Annotated in this window: 18 protein-coding genes; 11 read left to right on the forward strand and 7 right to left on the reverse strand. The window is 72.1% G+C overall.

Annotated elements, in window-relative coordinates; translation table 11 throughout:
• Positions 1–1,107 (forward strand): type I polyketide synthase (locus BM237_RS27055; RefSeq protein ID WP_139238191.1); only part of this gene is annotated, 1,107 nt, incomplete at its 5' end.
• Between the two features lie 69 nt (positions 1,108–1,176).
• On the opposite strand, the gene BM237_RS27060 is transcribed toward BM237_RS27055, so the two are convergent.
• Positions 1,177–2,073 carry a helix-turn-helix transcriptional regulator gene (locus BM237_RS27060; RefSeq protein WP_093852378.1) on the reverse strand — a complete coding sequence of 299 codons (897 nt, stop codon included), beginning with the start codon at positions 2,071–2,073 and terminating at the stop codon, positions 1,177–1,179.
• A 263-nt stretch (positions 2,074–2,336) separates the two neighbouring features.
• On the opposite strand from BM237_RS27060, the gene BM237_RS27065 reads away from it, so the two are divergent.
• The 3 genes from BM237_RS27065 to BM237_RS27075 all read left to right on the forward strand — a co-directional run bounded on the left by BM237_RS27065 (position 2,337) and on the right by BM237_RS27075 (position 5,218).
• Positions 2,337–2,969, forward strand: coding sequence for an ATP-dependent Clp protease proteolytic subunit (locus BM237_RS27065; protein ID WP_093852423.1), 633 nt, complete (start codon positions 2,337–2,339; stop codon positions 2,967–2,969).
• Between the two features lie 127 nt (positions 2,970–3,096).
• Positions 3,097–3,747 (forward strand): ATP-dependent Clp protease proteolytic subunit, encoded by a 651-nt coding sequence (locus BM237_RS27070; RefSeq protein ID WP_093852379.1) that lies wholly within the window; start codon positions 3,097–3,099, stop codon positions 3,745–3,747.
• Positions 3,740–5,218, forward strand: a complete 1,479-nt coding sequence (locus BM237_RS27075) for an MFS transporter (RefSeq protein ID WP_107415266.1) — start codon at positions 3,740–3,742, stop codon at positions 5,216–5,218. The genes BM237_RS27070 and BM237_RS27075 overlap by 8 nt, the downstream gene beginning before the upstream one ends.
• 102 nt (positions 5,219–5,320) lie before the next feature.
• Here the strand turns inward: BM237_RS27075 and BM237_RS27080 are convergent, their stop codons facing one another.
• A complete protein-coding gene (locus tag BM237_RS27080) occupies positions 5,321–6,544 on the reverse strand; it encodes a lactate 2-monooxygenase (protein ID WP_093852380.1) in 1,224 nt (407 codons plus the stop codon).
• 32 nt (positions 6,545–6,576) lie between these two features.
• Positions 6,577–7,509 carry a PhzF family phenazine biosynthesis protein gene (locus BM237_RS27085; RefSeq protein WP_093852381.1) on the reverse strand — a complete coding sequence of 311 codons (933 nt, stop codon included), beginning with the start codon at positions 7,507–7,509 and terminating at the stop codon, positions 6,577–6,579.
• A gap of 163 nt (positions 7,510–7,672) precedes the next feature.
• Between BM237_RS27085 and BM237_RS27090 the strand changes: the two genes are divergently transcribed.
• Together BM237_RS27090 and BM237_RS27095 are read left to right on the forward strand one after the other, a co-directional pair.
• Positions 7,673–9,304 carry an alkaline phosphatase D family protein gene (locus BM237_RS27090; protein ID WP_425443745.1) on the forward strand — a complete coding sequence of 544 codons (1,632 nt, stop codon included), beginning with the start codon at positions 7,673–7,675 and terminating at the stop codon, positions 9,302–9,304.
• A 114-nt stretch (positions 9,305–9,418) separates the two neighbouring features.
• On the forward strand, positions 9,419–10,822 hold the full coding sequence (locus BM237_RS27095; RefSeq protein WP_093852383.1) for a multidrug effflux MFS transporter: 1,404 nt from the start codon (positions 9,419–9,421) through the stop codon (positions 10,820–10,822).
• A gap of 7 nt (positions 10,823–10,829) precedes the next feature.
• Here BM237_RS27095 and BM237_RS27100 read toward each other — a convergent pair whose 3' ends face one another.
• Complete coding sequence (locus BM237_RS27100; RefSeq protein WP_245794071.1) at positions 10,830–11,795, reverse strand: pyridoxamine 5'-phosphate oxidase family protein; 966 nt, start codon at positions 11,793–11,795, stop codon at positions 10,830–10,832.
• Positions 11,796–11,899: 104 nt separating this feature from the next.
• On the reverse strand, positions 11,900–12,364 hold the full coding sequence (locus BM237_RS27105; protein WP_093852385.1) for a VOC family protein: 465 nt from the start codon (positions 12,362–12,364) through the stop codon (positions 11,900–11,902).
• 146 nt (positions 12,365–12,510) lie between these two features.
• Between BM237_RS27105 and BM237_RS27110 the strand changes: the two genes are divergently transcribed.
• Entirely contained in the window at positions 12,511–13,101 is a 591-nt protein-coding gene (locus tag BM237_RS27110) for a CGNR zinc finger domain-containing protein (protein ID WP_093852386.1), read from the forward strand.
• A gap of 28 nt (positions 13,102–13,129) precedes the next feature.
• On the opposite strand, the gene BM237_RS27115 is transcribed toward BM237_RS27110, so the two are convergent.
• Positions 13,130–13,810 (reverse strand): CGNR zinc finger domain-containing protein, encoded by a 681-nt coding sequence (locus BM237_RS27115; RefSeq protein WP_093852387.1) that lies wholly within the window; start codon positions 13,808–13,810, stop codon positions 13,130–13,132.
• Between the two features lie 59 nt (positions 13,811–13,869).
• Here BM237_RS27115 and BM237_RS27120 point away from each other — a divergent pair, with 59 nt between their 5' ends.
• From BM237_RS27120 to BM237_RS27130, 3 genes are all read left to right on the forward strand, one after another.
• Positions 13,870–14,427 carry an HPP family protein gene (locus BM237_RS27120; RefSeq protein WP_425443746.1) on the forward strand — a complete coding sequence of 186 codons (558 nt, stop codon included), beginning with the start codon at positions 13,870–13,872 and terminating at the stop codon, positions 14,425–14,427.
• A gap of 326 nt (positions 14,428–14,753) precedes the next feature.
• Positions 14,754–16,562 carry a DUF262 domain-containing protein gene (locus BM237_RS27125; RefSeq protein ID WP_093852389.1) on the forward strand — a complete coding sequence of 603 codons (1,809 nt, stop codon included), beginning with the start codon at positions 14,754–14,756 and terminating at the stop codon, positions 16,560–16,562.
• Positions 16,559–17,614: a CBS domain-containing protein gene (locus tag BM237_RS27130; RefSeq protein WP_342746264.1), complete on the forward strand. Its 1,056-nt coding sequence runs from the start codon at positions 16,559–16,561 to the stop codon at positions 17,612–17,614. The genes BM237_RS27125 and BM237_RS27130 overlap by 4 nt, the downstream gene beginning before the upstream one ends.
• 108 nt (positions 17,615–17,722) lie before the next feature.
• Here the strand turns inward: BM237_RS27130 and BM237_RS27135 are convergent, their stop codons facing one another.
• Positions 17,723–18,160, reverse strand: a complete 438-nt coding sequence (locus BM237_RS27135; protein WP_093852425.1) for a DUF4259 domain-containing protein — start codon at positions 18,158–18,160, stop codon at positions 17,723–17,725.
• Positions 18,161–18,472: 312 nt separating this feature from the next.
• Between BM237_RS27135 and BM237_RS29465 the strand changes: the two genes are divergently transcribed.
• Positions 18,473–18,622 (forward strand): hypothetical protein, encoded by a 150-nt coding sequence (locus BM237_RS29465; protein WP_158239007.1) that lies wholly within the window; start codon positions 18,473–18,475, stop codon positions 18,620–18,622.
• Positions 18,623–18,628: the final 6 nt, after the last annotated feature.

The following is an 18,628-nucleotide window of genomic DNA, read 5'->3' on the forward strand; positions in this document are numbered from 1 at the left end:
GGCACGGTGCTGGTGACCGGTGGGACGGGGACGCTGGGGGGTGTGGTGGCGCGGCATCTGGTGGTGGTGCATGGGGTGCGGCGTCTGTTGCTGGTCAGTCGTCGGGGTCGGGAGGCTGCGGGGGCGGGCGAGTTGGTGGCGGAGTTGGGCCGGTTGGGGGCGGAGGTGGAGGTGGCCGCCTGTGATGTCGCCGATCGGGGGGCGGTGGCCGGGTTGCTGGCCGGGCGTTCGTTGTCGGCGGTGGTGCATACCGCCGGGGTGTTGGCGGATGCGACGGTGGAGTCGTTGACGGTCGGGCAGGTGGAGGGGGTGTTGCGGCCGAAGGTGGATGCGGCGTGGCATCTGCATGAGTTGACGCGGGGGATGGGTCTGTCGGCGTTCGTGTTGTTCTCGTCGGTGGCGGGGACGTTGGGGACGGCGGGGCAGGCGAATTATGCGGCGGCGAACGCGTTTTTGGACGCGTTGGCGGTGCGGCGTCGGGCGGAGGGTCTGCCGGCGGTGTCGTTGGCGTGGGGGTTGTGGGGGCAGAGCAGTGGGATGACCGGTGAACTGTCGGAGGTGGACCGGGCCCGTATGAGCCGCACCGGGATCCTGCCCATGCGGGCCGAGCAGGCGCTGGCACTGCTCGACTCCGCCCTCGCCCTGCCCTCCCCGCAGCTGGCGCCCGCCCTCTTCGACTCCGGGGCGCTGCGGGACCGGGCGGTCTCCGGCATGCTGCAGCCGATGCTGGCCGGTCTGCTGCCGGTGTCCGGTGGAACGAGGGCGGCGGACGAGACGAACGAGACGGACGAGACGGACGGTGACGGCGGAACCGCCGGTCCCGCCGTCACCGGCCCGCCGGACCCGCAGGAGGTGCTGTCCCTGGTCGTCGGCCACGTCGCGGAGGTCCTCGGCCACGACTCGCCGGAGGAGGTCGCCGTCGACGAGGAGCTGATGGACCTCGGCGTGGACTCGCTGATGGCGGTCGAGCTGCGCAACCGGCTCAACGCCGCGACCGGTCTGAGTCTGCCCGGCTCGCTGATGTTCGACTTCCCCACGGTCGAGGCGCTGGCCGGGTACCTGGCGGAGGAACTGGCGGCCGGGGGGTCCGGACCGAGGGAGGACTGAGCCGGAACGGGACAGGGCCCGACGCCCCGCCGTCGCGGAGCGCCGGACCCTGTCACCGGTCCACCGGTCTCACCCGGGGGCGGGGACGGCCGGGTGCTCCCGGCCCGCTCCCGGCGACAGCTCGCGATGCGCGCCGAGCCGGGGCGCGTCCCCGGCGGGTGTGAGGACGGTCAGCTTGGCGCGGGAGCCGGAGGCCTCCCGGTAGAGCAGTTCCACGGTCCGCACGGCGACGGCACCGCGGCCGGGGCGGTGCATGAGGTACGCGGCGCTCTGCGGGCCGGTGACCTGGTGCTCCTCCCACCACCGGCGGAAGAGCGGGCTATCCTCGGACAGTTGCCTGACGATCTCGGTGACGCGCGGGGACTCGTAGCAGTACACCACCTCCGCGCGGAAGCGGGCCACGAGGTGCCGGGCCTGGGCCGCCCAGTCGACGAAGCGTTCGCGTGCCGCCTCGTCGGTCATCATCCACATCAGGATGTTGCGCCGATTCCCCGGAAGGCTACCGAAGTCGGTCAGCCATTCGGCGGCGGCCGGATTCCAGCTGAGCAGATCGCCGGAATAGGAGCAGAGATAGGAGGGAATGGGGTTTATGGAGAAAGTGACATCGTCCAGGAGGGCCTGGAATTCGGGCAGTCGCTCCAACCCCGGTTCTTCGCCGGTCTTCTCGCGTGATAAATTGTGCAGGTACTGGCGCTCGTAGGTATTGAGCCCCAGGACGCTGGCCAGGTTGTCGAGGACCTCGGGTGAGGGTGAGATGTCCCGGGCCTGTTCCAGATAGGTGTACCAAGTGGGACTGACGCCCGCCAGTACGGCGACCTCCTCACGGCGCAACCCCGGTGTCCTGCGCCGCACTCCCCCCGGTAACCCGACGTCAACCGGCATGACCTTCTCGCGTCGCTTGCGTAGGAAGTGTGCGCGTTCACGTCTGCGATGATCATCGACCGACACCTGCTTCCCCCTTAGCATCTGCCCATCAGTTGTCTCGCCAGTTAACCACAACGGTCGAACACCCGCACGGGGATGACCGCGGCGTGGGAGATGTTTAATCCCGTACCTCGTGTGCGCTCTGAGCGAACGATGCGCAGACCTGACTGGGGAAGTTTCGGCGTGCGTGCTACGGTCCTCAAAAGTACTGTACGGCAAGCGAGTTGGCGGCTTCCGGTCCAACCGAGCGCCTCCCGCCGCCCGCGAAACCAACTGGGGGTTCAGTGACTTATCGCAGGGATGCTCTGGAGTCGGACCCGGCGGCGAATTACTTACGAGCCGACGCCGGCTCCGCACCCGGATGGGGAATCGGAGACCAGGTATACGGCAGGCTCCTGAAGGACCGAATCATCTTCCTCGGTCAGCAGGTCGACGACGATATCGCGAACAAGATCACAGCTCAGCTGCTGATGCTCGCCGCCGATTCCGAGGAGGACATCTACCTCTACATCAATTCGCCCGGCGGTTCCGTCACCGCGGGCATGGCCGTCTACGACACGATGCAGTACATCAAGAACGACGTCGTGACGATCGCCATGGGATTCTGTGCCTCCATGGGGCAGTTCCTCCTCACCACCGGCACGCCGGGCAAGCGGTTCGCGCTGCCGCACACGAAGATCCTGATGCACCAGCCCTCGGCCGGCCTGGCGGGCTCCGCCAGTGACATCAAGATCTACGCGGAGCATCTGCTGAGGACGAAGAAGGAGATGGCCGAGCTCATCGCCCAGCACTCCGGCCAGGAGGTCGAGAAGATCGCGAAGGACTCCGATCGCGACCGCTGGTTCACCGCGCAGCAGGCCAAGGAGTACGGCCTCATCGACGAGGTGATGGGGTCGACCGCGGGCATGCCCGGCGGCGGGGGCACCGCAGCGCACTGACACAGGCGCGGGAGGGGCGGAGCTCTGGGGGCCGGGCTCCTCCCGTGTCCGTGCCCCGGCCCCAGAGCTCCGCCCCTCCCGCGGAACGCCGCGCACCCCATCGCCCAGCCCCGGAGGACAAGGCACCATGGCAGCTCCCAGCACGCCGCAGGCCCGCTACGTGGTCCCGCGCTTCGTCGAGCGCACCACGAACGGCACCCGCGAGTACGACCCCTACAACAAGCTCTTCGAGGAGCGCATCGTCTTCCTCGGGTCCGAGGTGGACGACGTGTCGGCGAACGACATCATGGCCCAGCTGCTGTGCCTGGAGTCGGCCGACCCGGACCGGGACATATCCCTCTACATCAACTCCCCCGGCGGCTCGCTGACCTCGCTCACGGCGATCTACGACACGATGCGGTTCGTCAAGCCGGACATCCAGACCGTCTGCATGGGCCAGGCGGCCTCCGCCGCGGCCGTGCTGCTGGCCGCCGGCACCCCCGGCAAGCGCATGGCGCTGCCCAACGCCAGGGTCCTGCTGCACCAGCCGTACAGCCAGGGGCAGCAGGGGCAGGTCTCCGACCTGGAGATCCAGGCCCGCGAGATCCAGCGAGTCCGCGACCAGCTCGAGGAGATCCTCGCCCTCCACACCGGGCGGGACGTGGCGCAGGTGCACGAGGACATCGACCGCGACCACGTCATGACGGCCCCGGAGGCGCTGGAGTACGGCCTGATAGACCAGGTGATCGGATCCCGTGCCGCCTCGAGCGCGACGGGGAGTGCCGGCAGTCGTGTCTGAGTCCACCGTCGACGAGGCGGGCACCGCGGGAGAGGCCGGCGGCCCCGCGCCGAGCCCTGCCGCGTCCGCCCGCCGCTGGCTGGTCCTGGCCGTCATCGGACTGGCACAGCTGATGGTCATCCTCGACGTGACCATCGTCAACATCGCACTGCCCTCGGCGCAGCAGGACCTGGGCTTCTCCGACGACAACCGCCAGTGGGTCATCACCGCCTACTCGCTGGCCTTCGGCAGCCTGCTGCTCATCGGCGGCCGTGTCGGCGACCTGTTCGGTCACAAGGCCACGTTCGTGATCGGCCTGTCCGGGTTCGGCCTCGCCTCCGCGGTGGGAGGAGCCGCCGACAGCCTGGAGGTGCTGGTGGCCGCCCGGGCGCTGCAGGGAGTCTTCGGCGCGCTCGTCGCCCCGGCCTGCCTGGCCCTGCTCAACATCACCTTCACCGATCCCAGGGAGCGGGCCAGGGCCTTCGGCGTCTACGGCGCCATCACCGGAGCCGGCGCGGCGATCGGCCTGCTGCTGGGCGGGGTGCTCACCGAGTACCTGGAGTGGCGCTGGTGCCTGTACGTGAACCTGTTCATCGCGGTCTTCGCCCTGGCCGGCACGTTCGCGTACATCAGGGGCAACGACCGTGCCGAGCAGCGCGACCGGCTCGACCTGCCCGGCAGCCTCCTGGTCACCGCCGCGCTGTTCTGCGTGGTCTACGGCTTCGCCAACGCCCAGACGCACGCGTGGAGTTCGTTGCCCACCTGGGGCTTCCTGGCCGGGGGCGCCGTGCTGCTGGCGGTCTTCGCCTTCTGGCAGACCCGGGCGGCCAACCCCGTCCTGCCCCTGCGGATCCTCCTCGACCGCGACCGCGGCGCCTCCTTCGCCGCTCTGCTGGTCTCCGGCGCCGGCCTCTTCGGAGCGCCCCTGTTCCTGACCTTCTACCTCCAGCAGGACCTGGGGTACTCGCCCATCCAGACCGGTCTCGCCTTCCTGCCCATGAACACCGGCATCATGATCACCGCGATCGGCGCGGGCAACGCCCTGATGCCCCGCTTCGGCCCCAGGGTGGTGGTGTCGGCGGGCATGGCGGTGTCCGCGCTCGGCCTGGCCTTCCTCACACCCCTGGACGCGGGCAGCTCGTATCTCACTCAGATCCTGCCCCCGGTGTTCGTGATGGGGCTGGGAATCGGCCTCGTGCTCGCCCCGGCGATGAGCCTGGGCACCGCGCGGGTCGACCCGCGGGATGCGGGAGCGGCCTCGGCGAGCATCAACGTGATGCAGCAGGTGGGCGGTTCGCTCTCCATCGCGCTGCTGTCCACGGTCGCCGCGGGTGCTGCCCGGGACCACCTCGCCGGACACAGGCCCACCCCGGAACTGGTGGCCCAGGCGGGGATCGAGAGCTATTCCGCCGCCTACGGGTGGGCGGCGGGCTTCTTCGCCGCCGGCATGGTCGTCACGGCGCTGCTGTACCGCCGGCGGGAGCACGCCTGACGGAGCCGGCCGAGCACGTCCACGGACAGCGGGCCGCCCGGCCGCCGCGGGGAGACCGCGGCGGCCGGGCGGCTTCTCAGGTACCGGGCGGGCCCGCCGCGCTCAGGCGCGCCGCAGCGAATCCGGCGACAGCTCCGCCGGCGTGCGGTGGCCGGACAGCCCCAGCGTCAGGTCCAGATCGGCCAGCAGGGAGCGCAGCACATGCCGTACGCCCTCCTCGCCGCCGTGTGCCAGACCGTAGGCGTACGGGCGACCGACCAGCACCGCCCGCGCGCCCAGCGCCAGCGCCTTGAGGACGTCCGCGCCGGTGCGCACCCCGGAGTCGAACAGCACCTCGATCCGGTCACCGACCGCCTCGGCGATCTCCGGCAGCATGTCCAGGGAGGCCACCGCGCCGTCCACCTGCCGGCCGCCGTGGTTGGAGACCACGATGCCGTCCATGCCGGCGGCGGCCGCCCGCCGGGCGTCGTCCGGGTGCTGGACGCCCTTGAGGACGATGGGGCCGTCCCAGTGCTCGCGCAGGAACGGCAGCCGGTCCCAGGACTTGTCGGTGCCGGTGAACATCGGCACCCAGCGCAGCACCGCCGGGATCAGGTCCTCCTGCGGCGACTTGTCCAGCCCGGCGAGGAAGGCCGGGTCGGAGAAGGGGATCGCCGTGCCCACGCCCCGGATGAACGGCAGGTAGGACAGGTCCAGGTCGTGCGGGCGCCAGGCCAGGGTCCAGGTGTCGAGGGTGACCACGAGCGTGGTGAAGCCCGCCGCCTTCGCCCGCTTCAGGATGCTGACGCAGACCTCGTCCTCGTTCGGCCAGTACAGCTGGTACCAGCGCGGCCCGTCGCCGCTCGCCCGCGCGACCTCCTCGATGGTGTGGGAGGAGGCGGTGGACAGGATCATGGGCACGCCCAGGGCGGAGGCGGCCCGCGCGGTGGCCAGTTCGCCGTCGGGGTGGACGATCGACTGCACACCGATGGGCGCCAGCAGCACGGGCGCGGGCATCCCGGTGCCCAGCACGGTGGTGCTCAGATCGCGCGCCGTCGCGTCGCGCAGCATGCGCGGGACGATCCGCCGGCGGTCGAACGCCTCCCGGTTGGCGCGGTCCGTCGCGCCGGACCCGGCCGCCCCGGCCACGTACCAGAAGGGCCCGTCCTCCAGCCGCTCGCGGGCCGAGGCCTCCAGGGCGGTGAGGTCGGTGGTGAACGGCGGGAGCTGCCCGCCCAGGCCGTTCAGGTAGATCTCGCTCTGGTACGCGCCGAAGTTCGCGCCCTGCACGCCCCGCACGCCCTGCTCCGCGTCCGGTGCCTTGGCCTGTCCGCCCGGCTCGCCCATGCTCCGTCCGTCCCTTCCCTCGGTTCCCCGCATCACCCGATGCGGGCCGCCGCTCCCGACACCCGCACACGCGGGTCGTCCTCGCGCAGCCCGACCTCCAGCACTCCGGGCCGGCCCATGTCGTGCCCCTGGTGGAGGGTGATCACCGCCGGCGCGGTGATCAGGCCCAGGGCGCGAAGATACCCGCCGAAAGCCGCCGCGGCCGTCCCCGTGGCGGGATCCTCCACCACGCCTCCGACCGGGAACGGGTCGCGGACGTGGAAGACCGCTCCCGGCCCCGTGCCCGTCCCGCCGCCCGAGTCCCCTTCCCGCCACACCAGTTGGACGGTGGTCAGGTCCAGCCGCAGCATCAGCGCCCGCAGCCGCTCGAAGTCGTAGTCCAGCGCGGCCAGCCGCTCGCGGGTCGCGGCGGCGAGCACCAGGTGCCGGGCCCCGGCGTAGGCGATGCGGGCGGGCAGCGAAGGGTCCAGCTCGCCGGGCTGCCAGCCGAGCGCGGCCAGCGCCTCGGCCAGGTCGCCCCCGCCGATCTCCGCCACGTACGGCTCGACGCTGGTCAGCGTGGCGCGCAGGCCGCCGCCGTTGTCCTCGGCGACCGTGACGGGCACGGCCCCGGCCGGGGTGGCGAAGACCAGCTCGCCCGGTCCGATCCGCTCGGCGAGCGCGACGGCGGCGGCCACCGTGGCGTGCCCGCAGAAGGACACCTCGGCGGCGGGGCTGAAGTACCGCACGGTGAAACCGCGCCCCGGCGCCGCCTCCGTGCCCGGGCCCCCGTCCCCGTCCGGCAGGGGAGTGAGGAAGGCCGTTTCCGAGTAGCCGACCTCGGCGGCGATCGCGAGCATCCGCGCCTCGTCCAGGCCGCGCGCGTCGAGGACGACTCCGGCCGGGTTGCCGCCGTCCGGGTCGGATGAGAAGGCCGTGTAGCGCAGTACGTCCGGGGCCCCGGACCCCGTCTCCGTGGTGGTCATGCCCGGCCCAACCCCGTGCCGCCCGGCCCGTATTCCGCACCGCCCGCGCGGAGCGGAACGCGTCCCGCCGCACGGTTCGCGTCACCCGCCCGCCATAAAAGCGTCGTGTACGCGCCAACGTGTTGCCGCCGCGCCGCCGCCCCGGAACGCTCCAATCATGCGCATGACGCACTCACCGAGCGCCGACGCAGAACTCAGAGCCGCCGCACGCCACCTGGGCCGCCGCCGCTTCCTGACCGTCACCGGGGCCGCCGCCGCCCTGGCCCTGAGCACCAACCTGCCCTCCACCGCCCACGCCGCCCCCGCCCTCGACCCCGCCCGGATCACGGGCGACCCCTTCACCCTGGGCGTCGCCTCCGGAGACCCGCGCCACGACTCCGTGGTGCTGTGGACCCGCCTGGCCCCCAGGCCGTACGAGCCGGACGGCGGGCTGCCCGCCGAGCGCGTCACCGTCGGCTGGGAGATCGCCCGCGACGAGCGCTTCCGTCATGTGGTCGCGCGCGGCGCCGCGCTCGCCCACCCCGAGTTCCACCACACCGTGCACGTGGAGGCCGGCGGCCTCGCCCCCGGCCGCGACTACCACTACCGCTTCCGCGCCGGCCGCTGGATCAGCCCCGCCGGCCGCACCCGCACCGCCCCCGCGCCCGGCGCGGTGCCCGCCTCGCTGAACTTCGCCCTCGCCTCCTGCCAGGCCTACCACCAGGGCTACTACACCGCCTTCGGCCACCTGGCCCGCGAGGAGGACGTCGACGCCGTCCTCCACCTGGGCGACTACCTCTACGAGTACGCCGTCGACTCCGCCGGCGGCGACCGGAAGTACACCGACCGCACACTGCCGGAGGTGTTCGCCCGGGAGACGGTGACGCTGGAGGACTACCGGCTGCGGTACGCCCTCTACAAGACCGACCCCGACCTCATGGCCGCCCACGCCGCCCACCCGTGGATCGTCACCTGGGACGACCACGAGACGGAGAACAACTACGCCGGCGGCATACCGGAGAACAACGTGCCGCCGGAGGAGTTCCTCATCCGCCGCGCCGCCGCCTACCGCGCGTACTACGAGAACATGCCGCTGCGCCGCCCCCAGCGCCCCCAGGGCCCGGACCTGAGGCTCTACCGGCGGCTGCACTACGGCCGCCTGGCGCAGCTCGACGTGCTCGACACCCGCCAGTACCGCGACAACCAGGCGAACGGCGACGGCTGGAAGGTGCCCACGCCCGAGTCGCAGGAGCCCTCGCGCACCATGCTCGGCGCGACCCAGGAGCGCTGGCTGGCCGACGGCTGGCGCCGCTCGCGGGCGCTGTGGAACGTGGTGCCGCAGCAGGTCGTCCTCTCCCGCCGCCGCAACCGGATCGAGGGCCCCTGGCCGGTCTCCATGGACGCCTGGGACGGCTACCCCGGCGCCCGCGAGCGCTTCCTGGCGGGCGCGGAGGCGGCCGGCGTGGACAACCTCGTCGTCCTCACCGGCGACGTCCACGTCCACTACGGGCTGGACGTCAAGCGCGACTTCGACGACCCGGACTCGCGCACCGCCGGTGTGGAGATCGTCACATCCTCCATCTCCAGCGGCCGGGACGGCGCGGAGCGGCCCGCCAACTGGCGGACGCTGATGACCGCCAACCCGCACATGCGCTACTACAACGGGCGGCGCGGCTACGTGATGCTCGGCCTGGACCGCGAGCGGCTGCGCGCCGACTACCGCACGGTCTCCGCCGTGACCACCCCGGGCGCGCCGGTCACCACCGCGGCGTCCTTCGTCTCGCCCGCCGGGGAGCCGGGGCTGCTGCCGGCGTGATCCGGGGCCCGGTGGATTCGCCGGGCGGTTTTGTCCGGATACTGAACAAAGGGGGTGCGCCGGGGTCGGGAAACCTGGGATGATTGGACGGTTCCGTCGAATCTGGAGAGGTGAATGACCGACCCCGGCCCGTCCCCGGCCGCCGCCGCCGAAACCGAGATACCCCAGCAACTCCCCGCGCCCTTGGCCCACGGCTCCCGGGAGCCCGGACCGCCGAAGTCCGGTTCCCCGGACTCCGGTTCCCCGAAGTCCGGCCCTTTGAAGTCCGGGCGGGGAGCGGACCGCGCCCCGCAGCGGGCCCGGCCCACCGGCCCCGCCCGCGCCGGGCTGCTGATCACCCTCATCCTCGGCGGCCTCACCGCCCTTCCCGCGCTGTCGATGGACATGTACCTCCCGGCGCTGCCCGACGTCGGCACCGCCTACGGCAGCCCGGCCGCCCAGGTCCAGCTCACCCTCACCGCCTGCCTGCTGGGCCTGGCCGCCGGCCAGCTCGTCATCGGCCCGATGAGCGACCGCTTCGGCCGCCGCCGCCCGCTGCTGGCGGGCATGGTCGGCTACGTCCTGGCCAGCGCCGCCTGCGCGCTGGCGCCGGGCATCCACTCCCTGACCGCCTTCCGCCTGCTGCAGGGCCTGGCGGGGGCGGCGGGCATCGTGATCGCCCGGGCGGTCGTGCGCGACCTGTACGACGGGCTGGCCATGGCCCGCTTCTTCTCCACCCTGATGCTGATCTCCGGCGCCGCCCCCGTCCTGGCGCCCGTCTTCGGCGGGCAGGTGCTGCGGTTCACCGACTGGCGCGGCGTCTTCCTCGTGCTCGCCGCCTTCGGCCTCGTCCTCACCCTCGTCACCGCCTGGCGGCTGCCGGAGACCCTGCCCCCGGCGCGGCGGCACGGCGGCGGCGTGGCCGACGCCCTGCGCACCATGCGCGGCCTCTTCGCCGACCGGGCCTTCACCGGCTATCTGCTGGTGGGCAGCTTCGGCTTCGCGGCCCTGTTCGCCTACGTGGCGGCCTCGCCGTTCGTCATCCAGGAGATCTACGGCGCCTCGCCGCAGACGTTCAGCCTGCTGTTCATGGTCAACTCCATCGGCCTGGTGGCCTTCGGCCAGATCAACGGCAAGATCCTGGTCGGCCGCGTCTCCCTGGACCGCGTCATCGCCGTCGGCCTGGGCGTGATCGCGCTCTCGGCCGCCGCCCTGCTGGTGATGACCTCCGGCCTGCTGGGGAAGGCCGGGCTCCTGCCCGTCTCCGCCGGCCTGTTCGTGCTGATGTCCGCCATGGCGCTGGTACTGCCCAACGCCAACTCCCAGGGTCTGATGCGCACTCCGCACGCCGCGGGCTCCGCCTCGGCCCTGCTGGGCACCTCCCAGTTCCTGATCGGCGCGATCGCCTCCCCGCTGGTGGGCGTCGCGGGCGAGCACACCGCCGTGCCGATGGCGGTGGTGCAACTGGTGTGCGCGCTCGCCGCGATCGCCTGCTTCGCCGCGCTGTGCCGCCCGAAGCGCGGGCGCGCACGCACCTGACGCGGCATCAGGCCGCGTTCGCCGAAACGACCCCGGGCACGGGAGGGTTGAAGCGTGAGAACTCCGGTGGGCTCCACCCGGCGGGCAGGGTACCGGGAAGCTCGGTGACGCCGGTGACGGTGAACTCGACCGTGCGGCCGGTCTCCGCGCCCCCCGGACCCCCGGCGCGTCCCGCGCCCCAGGTGATCCGAGCGGTGCCGGTGAGGTGGAGGGTGGTGCCGGTCGCGTAGTCCGGCACCACCAGGCCCGCCCTGGGATTGACCAGCAGGTTCCCCAGGGTCAGGAGCATCGCGTTGCCCGTGTAGTCCGGCCAGCGCAGCCGGGTGGGCGAAAGGACCTGGAGGAAGCCCGGGTTGCCGCCCCGGTGGGAGGCGTCGGCCCGGCCGTGCTCGTCGGCGGTGGCGACGAAGAAGGTGTCGGCGCGGGCCAGGAGGCGCCGCTGCCCGTCGTCGAGGCGGTCGCCGCGGCTGACCCGGGCCGGCCGTGCGGCGAGAGGTGCGGAGGGCGTACCCGAATCCGCCGTCGGCGGGGTTCGCCGTTGGATGTACTTGGGGCAGTTGGCCACCACCTGGTCGAGGTCGACGAGCAGCCCGCCGCCCTCCGGGCGCGCCGTGCCGTTCATCCGCATCCGCCGCCGGGTGGCGGTGTCGACGGCGAGCATCCCCAGACGGGCCGGGCGCTCCAGGACGGACGCCAGGGGGTCGGCCGGCGCCGGGCGGGCCGCGACGGACAGGCTGCGTTCGCCCTCGGCGCACAGGAACCCCGCCGGGCCGGTGAGCACGGTGGCCCACACATCCCCGCGTTCGTCGGCGGCCCCGGCGACCAGCAGGCGCTGCTCGGTGAGGAAGGCGGCCGCGACGGGCGGCACGGTGCCGCGGATCGCGCGCCCGGAGATCTCGGCCTTCCTGCGCAGGCCCGCGCGCTCCTGGGCCTCGCGCTCGCCGCGGTGGTAGGGGCTGTTCACGGTGGTCACTCCTCGGATCGTGCGGTTCGGTGCGACGGGACGGGACGGGACGGCCGGGTGGCCACAGCTCTCTGACCAGATCTGCTGCGGCCACCCGGCCGTACGCCGGCGGATCAGAAGAAACCGCAGGTGGGAGCGGAGGAAACAGGGGCCGTGGCGGAGTCGGCGCCGGTCGGGGCGTAGATCTCCAGCCGGATGCCGTCGGGGTCGATGAAGAAGATCCCTCCCGAGGCGGCGCCCTCGCCGTGGGGGACGACGCCGTCGTAGGCGAACTCCGCTCCCAGACCGCGCAGCACCTCCTCGGCCGCGCGCACCTCCTCGACCGTCTCCACCTGGAAGGACAGGTGGTGCAGGCCGGGCAGGCCGGTGGCGAACGAGCCCCCGCTCTGCTGCCACAGGGTCACCATCAGGCGGCCCTCGCGGCCGAGGAAGGCGAAGGCGCGGCCGGGCTCGCGGCCCTCTCCCTGCACCTCGAAGCCGAAGACCTTCCGGTAGAAGTCCAGCGAACGCTCCAGATCGGTGACGTTCAGACCGATGTGTCCGGTCTGCAGTGCGGCGGGGGCGGCGGTGGCGGACATGGCGAAGCACCTCCAGAACGGAGCCCGGGGCCATCCTGGGCTAACCGTTGAAAGCGACTTTAAGGGTTAGTCGCGAAGGCGGCAACTCCCTATCCCGCGGTAGCCGGTTAGGCTGGGGTGGCGAACAGCCGACGGAAGGAACGCGCATGGGTGCCGGCACGGAAGACGCGGGCCCGCCGGCCGGGGCCGCCGGCGCCGACCCCAGGCCGCTCCTGGGCGAGCCGCTCAGCCTGGACCTGCTCAACACCCGGTGGATCGACAACGGCGTCCGGCACGACCTGCTGGACGGCCTCGAAGGGTTCGGCGTGTGGCTGGCCGGTCACGGCCTGCTGGAGAGGGCCGGCGCCGCCCCGGCCGCGCTGGCCGCCACCCTCACCGCCCGCGAGGCGCTTCAGGCCGTCGTCGCCGACCCCGGCGACGACCGGGCCCGGGAAGGGCTCAACGCCGTCCTGGCGCGCGGGCGCGTCCTGCGCACCCTCGGCCCCGAAGGCCCTGTCGAACGGGCCGAGACAGACGACCCCGCCTGGCTGGCGGCCTGGCTGGCCGCCGACGACTACCTGCGCCTGGTGGGCGCCGCCCCCGACCGCATCCGGGCCTGCGCCAACGACGAGTGCGTCCTGCACTTCTACGACGTCTCCAGGAACGGCACCCGCCGCTGGTGCTCCATGTCCGGCTGCGGCAACCGCGCCAAGGCCTCACGCCACTACGCCCGCACCCGCCGCCGCGAGGACCGCTAGGGGCGGGCGGGTCCGGTGCGCCGGCGGGTCAGGGACGCCGCTGCCTGTTGTGGCGCGCGACCCGTACCCGGTTGCCGCAGGCCGGAGTGCACCACTCCCGGCGCCGGTGGGTCCTGACGAAGTACAGGACGCAGCCCGGGGCGGCGCAGGCGCGCACGTCGCGCCGCCTCGGGCCCGTCAGCAGCTCCACACCGGAGACGGCCACCGCGCCCAGCAGGACCAGGCGGGGATCGGGCTCGGCCCAGCGCACCACCGGGCCGTCCGCCGTCCTGTCCGCCGGGGCGTCCGCCGTCCCGTCCCCGATCTCGGGCCAGCTCGCGGCCAGCCTCGCGGCCCGGTTCACCGCGGCGACCGCCCGCTCGCCGTAGGGCTCCTGCGCGACGCAGGCGCGGCTCAGCTCCCTCAGCGCCTCGCGCAGCCGCCGGAAGCCCGCCAGATGAGAAGCCGTCGCCGGGCCGGACGCCCGCCGGACCGGGCCCCGGGGGAAGGCCTCCGCGTGCTCCTCCAGCCACAGGTCCAGCTCGGTCGGGGTGGCCAGCGCGTCCACCAGGCTGCCGCGCAGCCCGCCGTGGACGAACGTGGTGTTCACCAGCTCCAGCGCCAGTGGCTCCCCGCTCAGCGGGGGCCGGGGCTTCGTTTCGCTCTCCGTCTCAACCGCCCCCTCGCCGAACCGGGTTGCCCTCTCGCCGACGATGATGCCATGCTCCATGCCTAATGGATGATATGCGAGTTGACCCATTAACAAGCGGCGGGTACCCGGAGGTCTCCGTGACAGCGGAACCATCCCTGCGCACCACATCGGCGCCGGCCCCGCAGCAGGCGCCGGCCGCCACCCCCGGGCGGCTGAGCAGCCGGGCCCCCGCGCGCCCGCCCGTACTCACCGTCGCCGTGGCCACCGCCGGATCGGTCGCCGGACTCGTCCTGCTGGTGGCCATCGGCGCCTGGCTGGACCAGGTCTGGCTGATCCCCCCGCTCGCGGCCAGCTCCGCCCTGGTCTTCGGAGCCCCCTCCTTGCCCTTGGCCCAGCCGCGCAGCGTCGTCGGCGGGCAACTGCTCTCCGCGCTCACCGGGTTCGCCGTCCTGGCGGTGGCCGGAAGCTCTCCCTGGGGCGCCGGGGTCGCGGGCGGTCTCGCGCTCGGCGTGATGATGCTGGCCCGCACGCCCCACTCGCCCGCCGCCGCCACCGCCGTGATCGTCGTGGCCCAGTCGCCCGACCCGGCGGTCTTCCTCGCCCTGCTGGCCGCCGCCTCCACGCTCCTGGTCGCCGTCGGCACCGCCACCGGCCGACTGCGCCCCGCCACCCGCTACCCCGCCTACTGGTGGTGAGGGGCGATCCCCGGGTCGGCTGCCCCGTGCCGAGCCGGGGGCACCCGCCCCGGCACGGCGAAAACGCGCCGGATGCCCGGCCCCGCCCGGCGCCGGGCGAGCGGCGTTCCGGCGAACCGGGTGCTCCGCCCGCAACCCCCTGAGCACCGGCTTCCCGTGGCCGGAGCGCCCCGGCCCCGTCGGCCGTCCCCTCGCGCGCCGCGCCCGCCGCCTGGCCGAATCCCTGCGGTGGTGTGGGTGAAGCGGAGGAATCTTTTGACGCATCGTCAAGTAACTTGCTGCAATTGTCTTTTGAACAATTCAGCCGAACGTGGGGAAGAAGCGGCGTGGCGCTCGACAGTCCGAAACTCAAGGACGTCCTGAGGGACGTCGCCTCCGGAGTCCTCCAGCTTCCCGACTTCCAGCGCGACTGGAAGTGGGACGACGAGCGGATCAGAGCACTCATCGCCACCGTGACGCTCGACTACCCGCTCGGCGTGGTGATGGCTCTGGAGACCGGAGGCAAGTCCCCGTTCAAACCCCGGACGATCAAGGGGGCCGAGGGGGAGGGCGACAGGGTGCCCGACCTGCTGTTGCTGGACGGTCAGCAGCGCATGACCTCACTCTTCCAGGCACTGCACCGTGACAGCCCGGTCGAGACGGTCGACACTCGTGGCAAGCCGCTCAGGCGCTGGTACTACGTCGACATCGCCAAGGCCATCGGCGCGCCCTCGGAGCGTGACGACGCGGTGGTTTCCGTCCCGGACGATCGAGTGCTGAGAACGGGCTTCCCCCGCAGGGTCGCACTCGACCTGACCACGCCCGAACTGGAGTGCCGAGCCGGCTATTTCCCGATCCACCTGGTGTTCGACACGCAGAAGGTGAACGCCTGGAAGAGGATCTTCGTGGGGATCGCCGACGAGAACTGGGACCTCTGGTCGCAGTTCGAGGAGAACGTCCTCAACAACGTGAAGTCCTTCCAGGTCCCGATGATCAAGCTGGCGGCCTCCACGACCATGGATGCCGTCTGTGCCGTCTTCGAACGCGTCAACACCGGCGGCGTCCCCCTCAACGTTTTCGAACTTCTCACCGCCACCTACGCCGGCAACCAGGAGTACGTCGCCCGGAACGGCGAGTACTACCGCCTGCCGGACGTGTGGCACGCGATCAAGCGGAAGCTGACATCCGCCCACCCGGTATTCGGCCGCATGGAGGCCGGTGTCGAGGATGGTCTCAGCAGCAGCGACTTCCTTCAGGCCGTCGCCCTGGTGCGAACCTGGGAACACAAACAGGAGGAGCCGCGCGCCGCGGTCTCCTGCAAGCGCCGCGATCTGCTGGAACTGCCGCTGACCGACTTCGACCGCCTGGCGCCCCGCCTGGCCGACGCCTTCCAGTGGGTGGGCACCTTCCTCAAGAGACAGTGCATCGTCCGTACCGCCGACCTGCCCTACCGCACCCAACTCGTCCCGCTGGCCGCTGTGCGGGCCATCATCGGCGAGGAGACGGGCATGCCCGGGGCCGAGGAGCGCATCAACCAGTGGTACTGGTGCGGTGTGCTGGGCGAGATGTACGGCGGTGGTGTCGAGAGCCGCTTCCCGCGCGATGTGGAGCAACTCATCGCCTGGCTCCGCGACGCGGACACGCCCGCCCCCGACACAGTCGCCGAAGCGGCTTTCCTCGACGACCGCCTGAACAGCCTGGCGACGCGCAACAGCGCTGCCTACAAGGGCGTCTACGCCCTGCTGATCAAGCAGGGCGCGGTGGACTGGCACTTCACGGAGACACCGCTGACCCCCGCACGTCTGGTCGAGCAGAACGTGGACGTGCGGCAGATCTTCCCCCGCGACTGGGTCGAGAAGAACGCCCCCGCCTACGCCCGCCGCGTCAACTCGATCGTCAACAAGACACCCCTGTCCTTGCACGCCGGTCGCAGCATGGTGGGTGCCCCGTCCGCGTACCTGAAGACGCTGGTCCAGGAGTCGGGCATGCGCCCGGAGTGGTTCGACGACGTGCTCGCCACCCACCTCATCGACCCCGCCGCTCTCCACGAGGGCGACTTCGAGCGCTTCTACGACAACCGCGCCAAGCAGCTCCTGGAGCTGGTGAAGTCCGCCATGGGCAAGCAGACCGTCTTCCGTGAGACACAGGACCGGTGAGCGGAGTGCCCCACGACCCCTCGGAAGAGGAACTCCGCGCGCTCGGCGGCAGCAAGCTCACGGTCTCCGGCCTGCTGGAGGTCTTCGGCGTGCGCACGCGCGACGACCAGACCGTCCTGCACATCACCCAGGCCCTCAAGGACGCCGGCCTGACCACGGACCCGGACTTCGCCTCCCGCCGGCTGCGGGAGGAGTTCCAGGTGGTGTTCCTCCAGTCCGCCTCGGGGACGGTCCCCGACAACGAGGTCGAGGAGGAGGACGAGGGCCTGCCCTGGGGCGCGCTGCCCCAGCAACCCTTCACCATCGGCGACATCCCGGCCGCGCGTCGCGGAGTCGAATGCGTCGCCTCCGGCGACCCGCTGACCCGGGCGATGTACCTGATGCAGACCAAGAACTACTCGCAGGTGCCCGTCCTGGACGGCGACTCCGCACTGAAGGGCGTCGTCACCTGGCGTTCGGTCGCCATGCTCCTCGCCACGGGGAAGGACCCGGAACTGGACAGCGCCGTCGAGCCCGACCCGCCGGTCGCCCAGACATACCAGGAGTTCTTCTCCCTGCTGGACACCATCCGGGAGTACGGCTATGTGCTGGTGCGGGAGAACGACGGCACGGTCACCGGCATCGTCACGGCGGCCGACATCACCGAGCGCTTCGACGACACCGCGCGCCCGTTCTTCCTCGTCGGCGAGATCGAGCACCGGCTGCGCAGGTGCCTGAGCCCGAAGATCCCCGCCGAGGCCGTAAAAGCCGTCCAGATGCGGGAGAAGACCGGCCGGTTCAGGGATCTGTCATTCGGCGACTACGTCAAGCTCCTCGACGGCGACCAGCGCAACAAGCACGGCGCCCGCAAGGAGGCGGCGTGCGCCGCCGCCGACCGCAACTGGGCGACGCTCGGCTGGGACAGGCTCGTGGACCGCGACGAGTTCGTCCGCCAGCTCGACCGGGTGCGCGGCATCCGCAACAAGATCGCCCACTTCGACCCCGAACCGCTGCCGCCGGGCAAGACCGAGGAACTGCGCCAGTTCGTCACCCTGCTCCGCCAGCTCACCTGAGGCGGTCCCGGCGGCCCCTTCCGGGGAGGGGCGCATCCGCCGGGGAAGGGGCCGGGGCCGTGCGTGGTCCCGGCCCCCGCTCCGCGATCCCCGACACCGGGCCACCGGTCAGGCACCGAGCGGTGTTTCCTCCCGGGGACCGGATTCGGGCGCGAGGACGGCGCGGAGGCGGCCTATGCCCTCCCGCCACTGCGGGCCGCTGGTCGTCTCGTCCCAGAGCGCGGCGAGCTCGGACTCCCCGGCGACCACCCGGTCGAGCGCTTCGACGGCGAGCGGCCGAAGGTCCTCGGAGAAAGCGGGAAGGGCCTCCTTGGGCCCGTAGGCCGTGCTGACCGGCTCACCGCCCGGGCACTGCGCCGCGACGAGAGCGGCGGCCGCGACGGCCTCCTCGCCCTCCGAGCCGTCGAGGTAGTCGCGGGTCCGGGCGACGCGGCCGAGCGTCGCGCGTACGAGGCTCTCGCGTTCGTCCGGGTCCGTCCCGTCCAGGGTGCCGGCGAAGTCCGCGGCCATGTCGTTCTCGAAGGGGCCGAGGTCCCAGGTTCCCATGATGATCTCCTCGCGTTGGCGTGCGGCGATCATCGCAGCGGTCACTGACAACGGCCGTCAGGAGGAAAGCGGGACGCGCTTTCCGGGGGAGGGCGGAGCCGTCGCGGCCGGACATCCGGCACCTGAGCATCCTGATCCGGTCGGCACGCTTTCGATGACGACCGGGGCCCAGGGCAGGTGGGGCCGGCGGCAACGGCGTCGCGGTCTCGGCCGGTTCCGATGCCAACGGCCTTGCCGGGGCAGGGAGTCACCGCGCGTGCGGCACCACCGGGCGGGCCACAGCTTCGCAACACGGACGCCGCCGCGCTGCCCATGGAGATCGAGCAAGCGGCCCTGATCATCGCCTTCCACTGCTACTACCGGCACAACGTCCGCTTCCCTGACCCGGCCAGGAGCACCTACCACACAGAAATGATCAAGTTCGTCGACTCCGTGGAGTCCGCCGCGACCCGGCTTGAATGAGCACTC

The sequence above is a fragment of the Streptomyces mangrovi genome, assembly GCF_900114215.1.
Lineage (GTDB): Bacteria > Actinomycetota > Actinomycetes > Streptomycetales > Streptomycetaceae > Streptomyces > Streptomyces barkulensis.

Coding starts and splice junctions, on each gene's coding strand:
- BM237_RS27110 (WP_093852386.1), top strand. CDS start 12,511: ATGGGTGCCGGCACGGAAGACGCGGGCCCGCCGGCCGGGGCCGCCGGC.
- BM237_RS27135 (WP_093852425.1), bottom strand. CDS start 18,160: ATGGGAACCTGGGACCTCGGCCCCTTCGAGAACGACATGGCCGCGGAC.
- BM237_RS27095 (WP_093852383.1), top strand. CDS start 9,419: ATGACCGACCCCGGCCCGTCCCCGGCCGCCGCCGCCGAAACCGAGATA.
- BM237_RS27105 (WP_093852385.1), bottom strand. CDS start 12,364: ATGTCCGCCACCGCCGCCCCCGCCGCACTGCAGACCGGACACATCGGT.
- BM237_RS27085 (WP_093852381.1), bottom strand. CDS start 7,509: ATGACCACCACGGAGACGGGGTCCGGGGCCCCGGACGTACTGCGCTAC.
- BM237_RS27115 (WP_093852387.1), bottom strand. CDS start 13,810: ATGGAGCATGGCATCATCGTCGGCGAGAGGGCAACCCGGTTCGGCGAG.
- BM237_RS27080 (WP_093852380.1), bottom strand. CDS start 6,544: ATGGGCGAGCCGGGCGGACAGGCCAAGGCACCGGACGCGGAGCAGGGC.
- BM237_RS27070 (WP_093852379.1), top strand. CDS start 3,097: ATGGCAGCTCCCAGCACGCCGCAGGCCCGCTACGTGGTCCCGCGCTTC.
- BM237_RS27090 (WP_425443745.1), top strand. CDS start 7,673: ATGACGCACTCACCGAGCGCCGACGCAGAACTCAGAGCCGCCGCACGC.
- BM237_RS27060 (WP_093852378.1), bottom strand. CDS start 2,073: ATGCTAAGGGGGAAGCAGGTGTCGGTCGATGATCATCGCAGACGTGAA.
- BM237_RS29465 (WP_158239007.1), top strand. CDS start 18,473: ATGGAGATCGAGCAAGCGGCCCTGATCATCGCCTTCCACTGCTACTAC.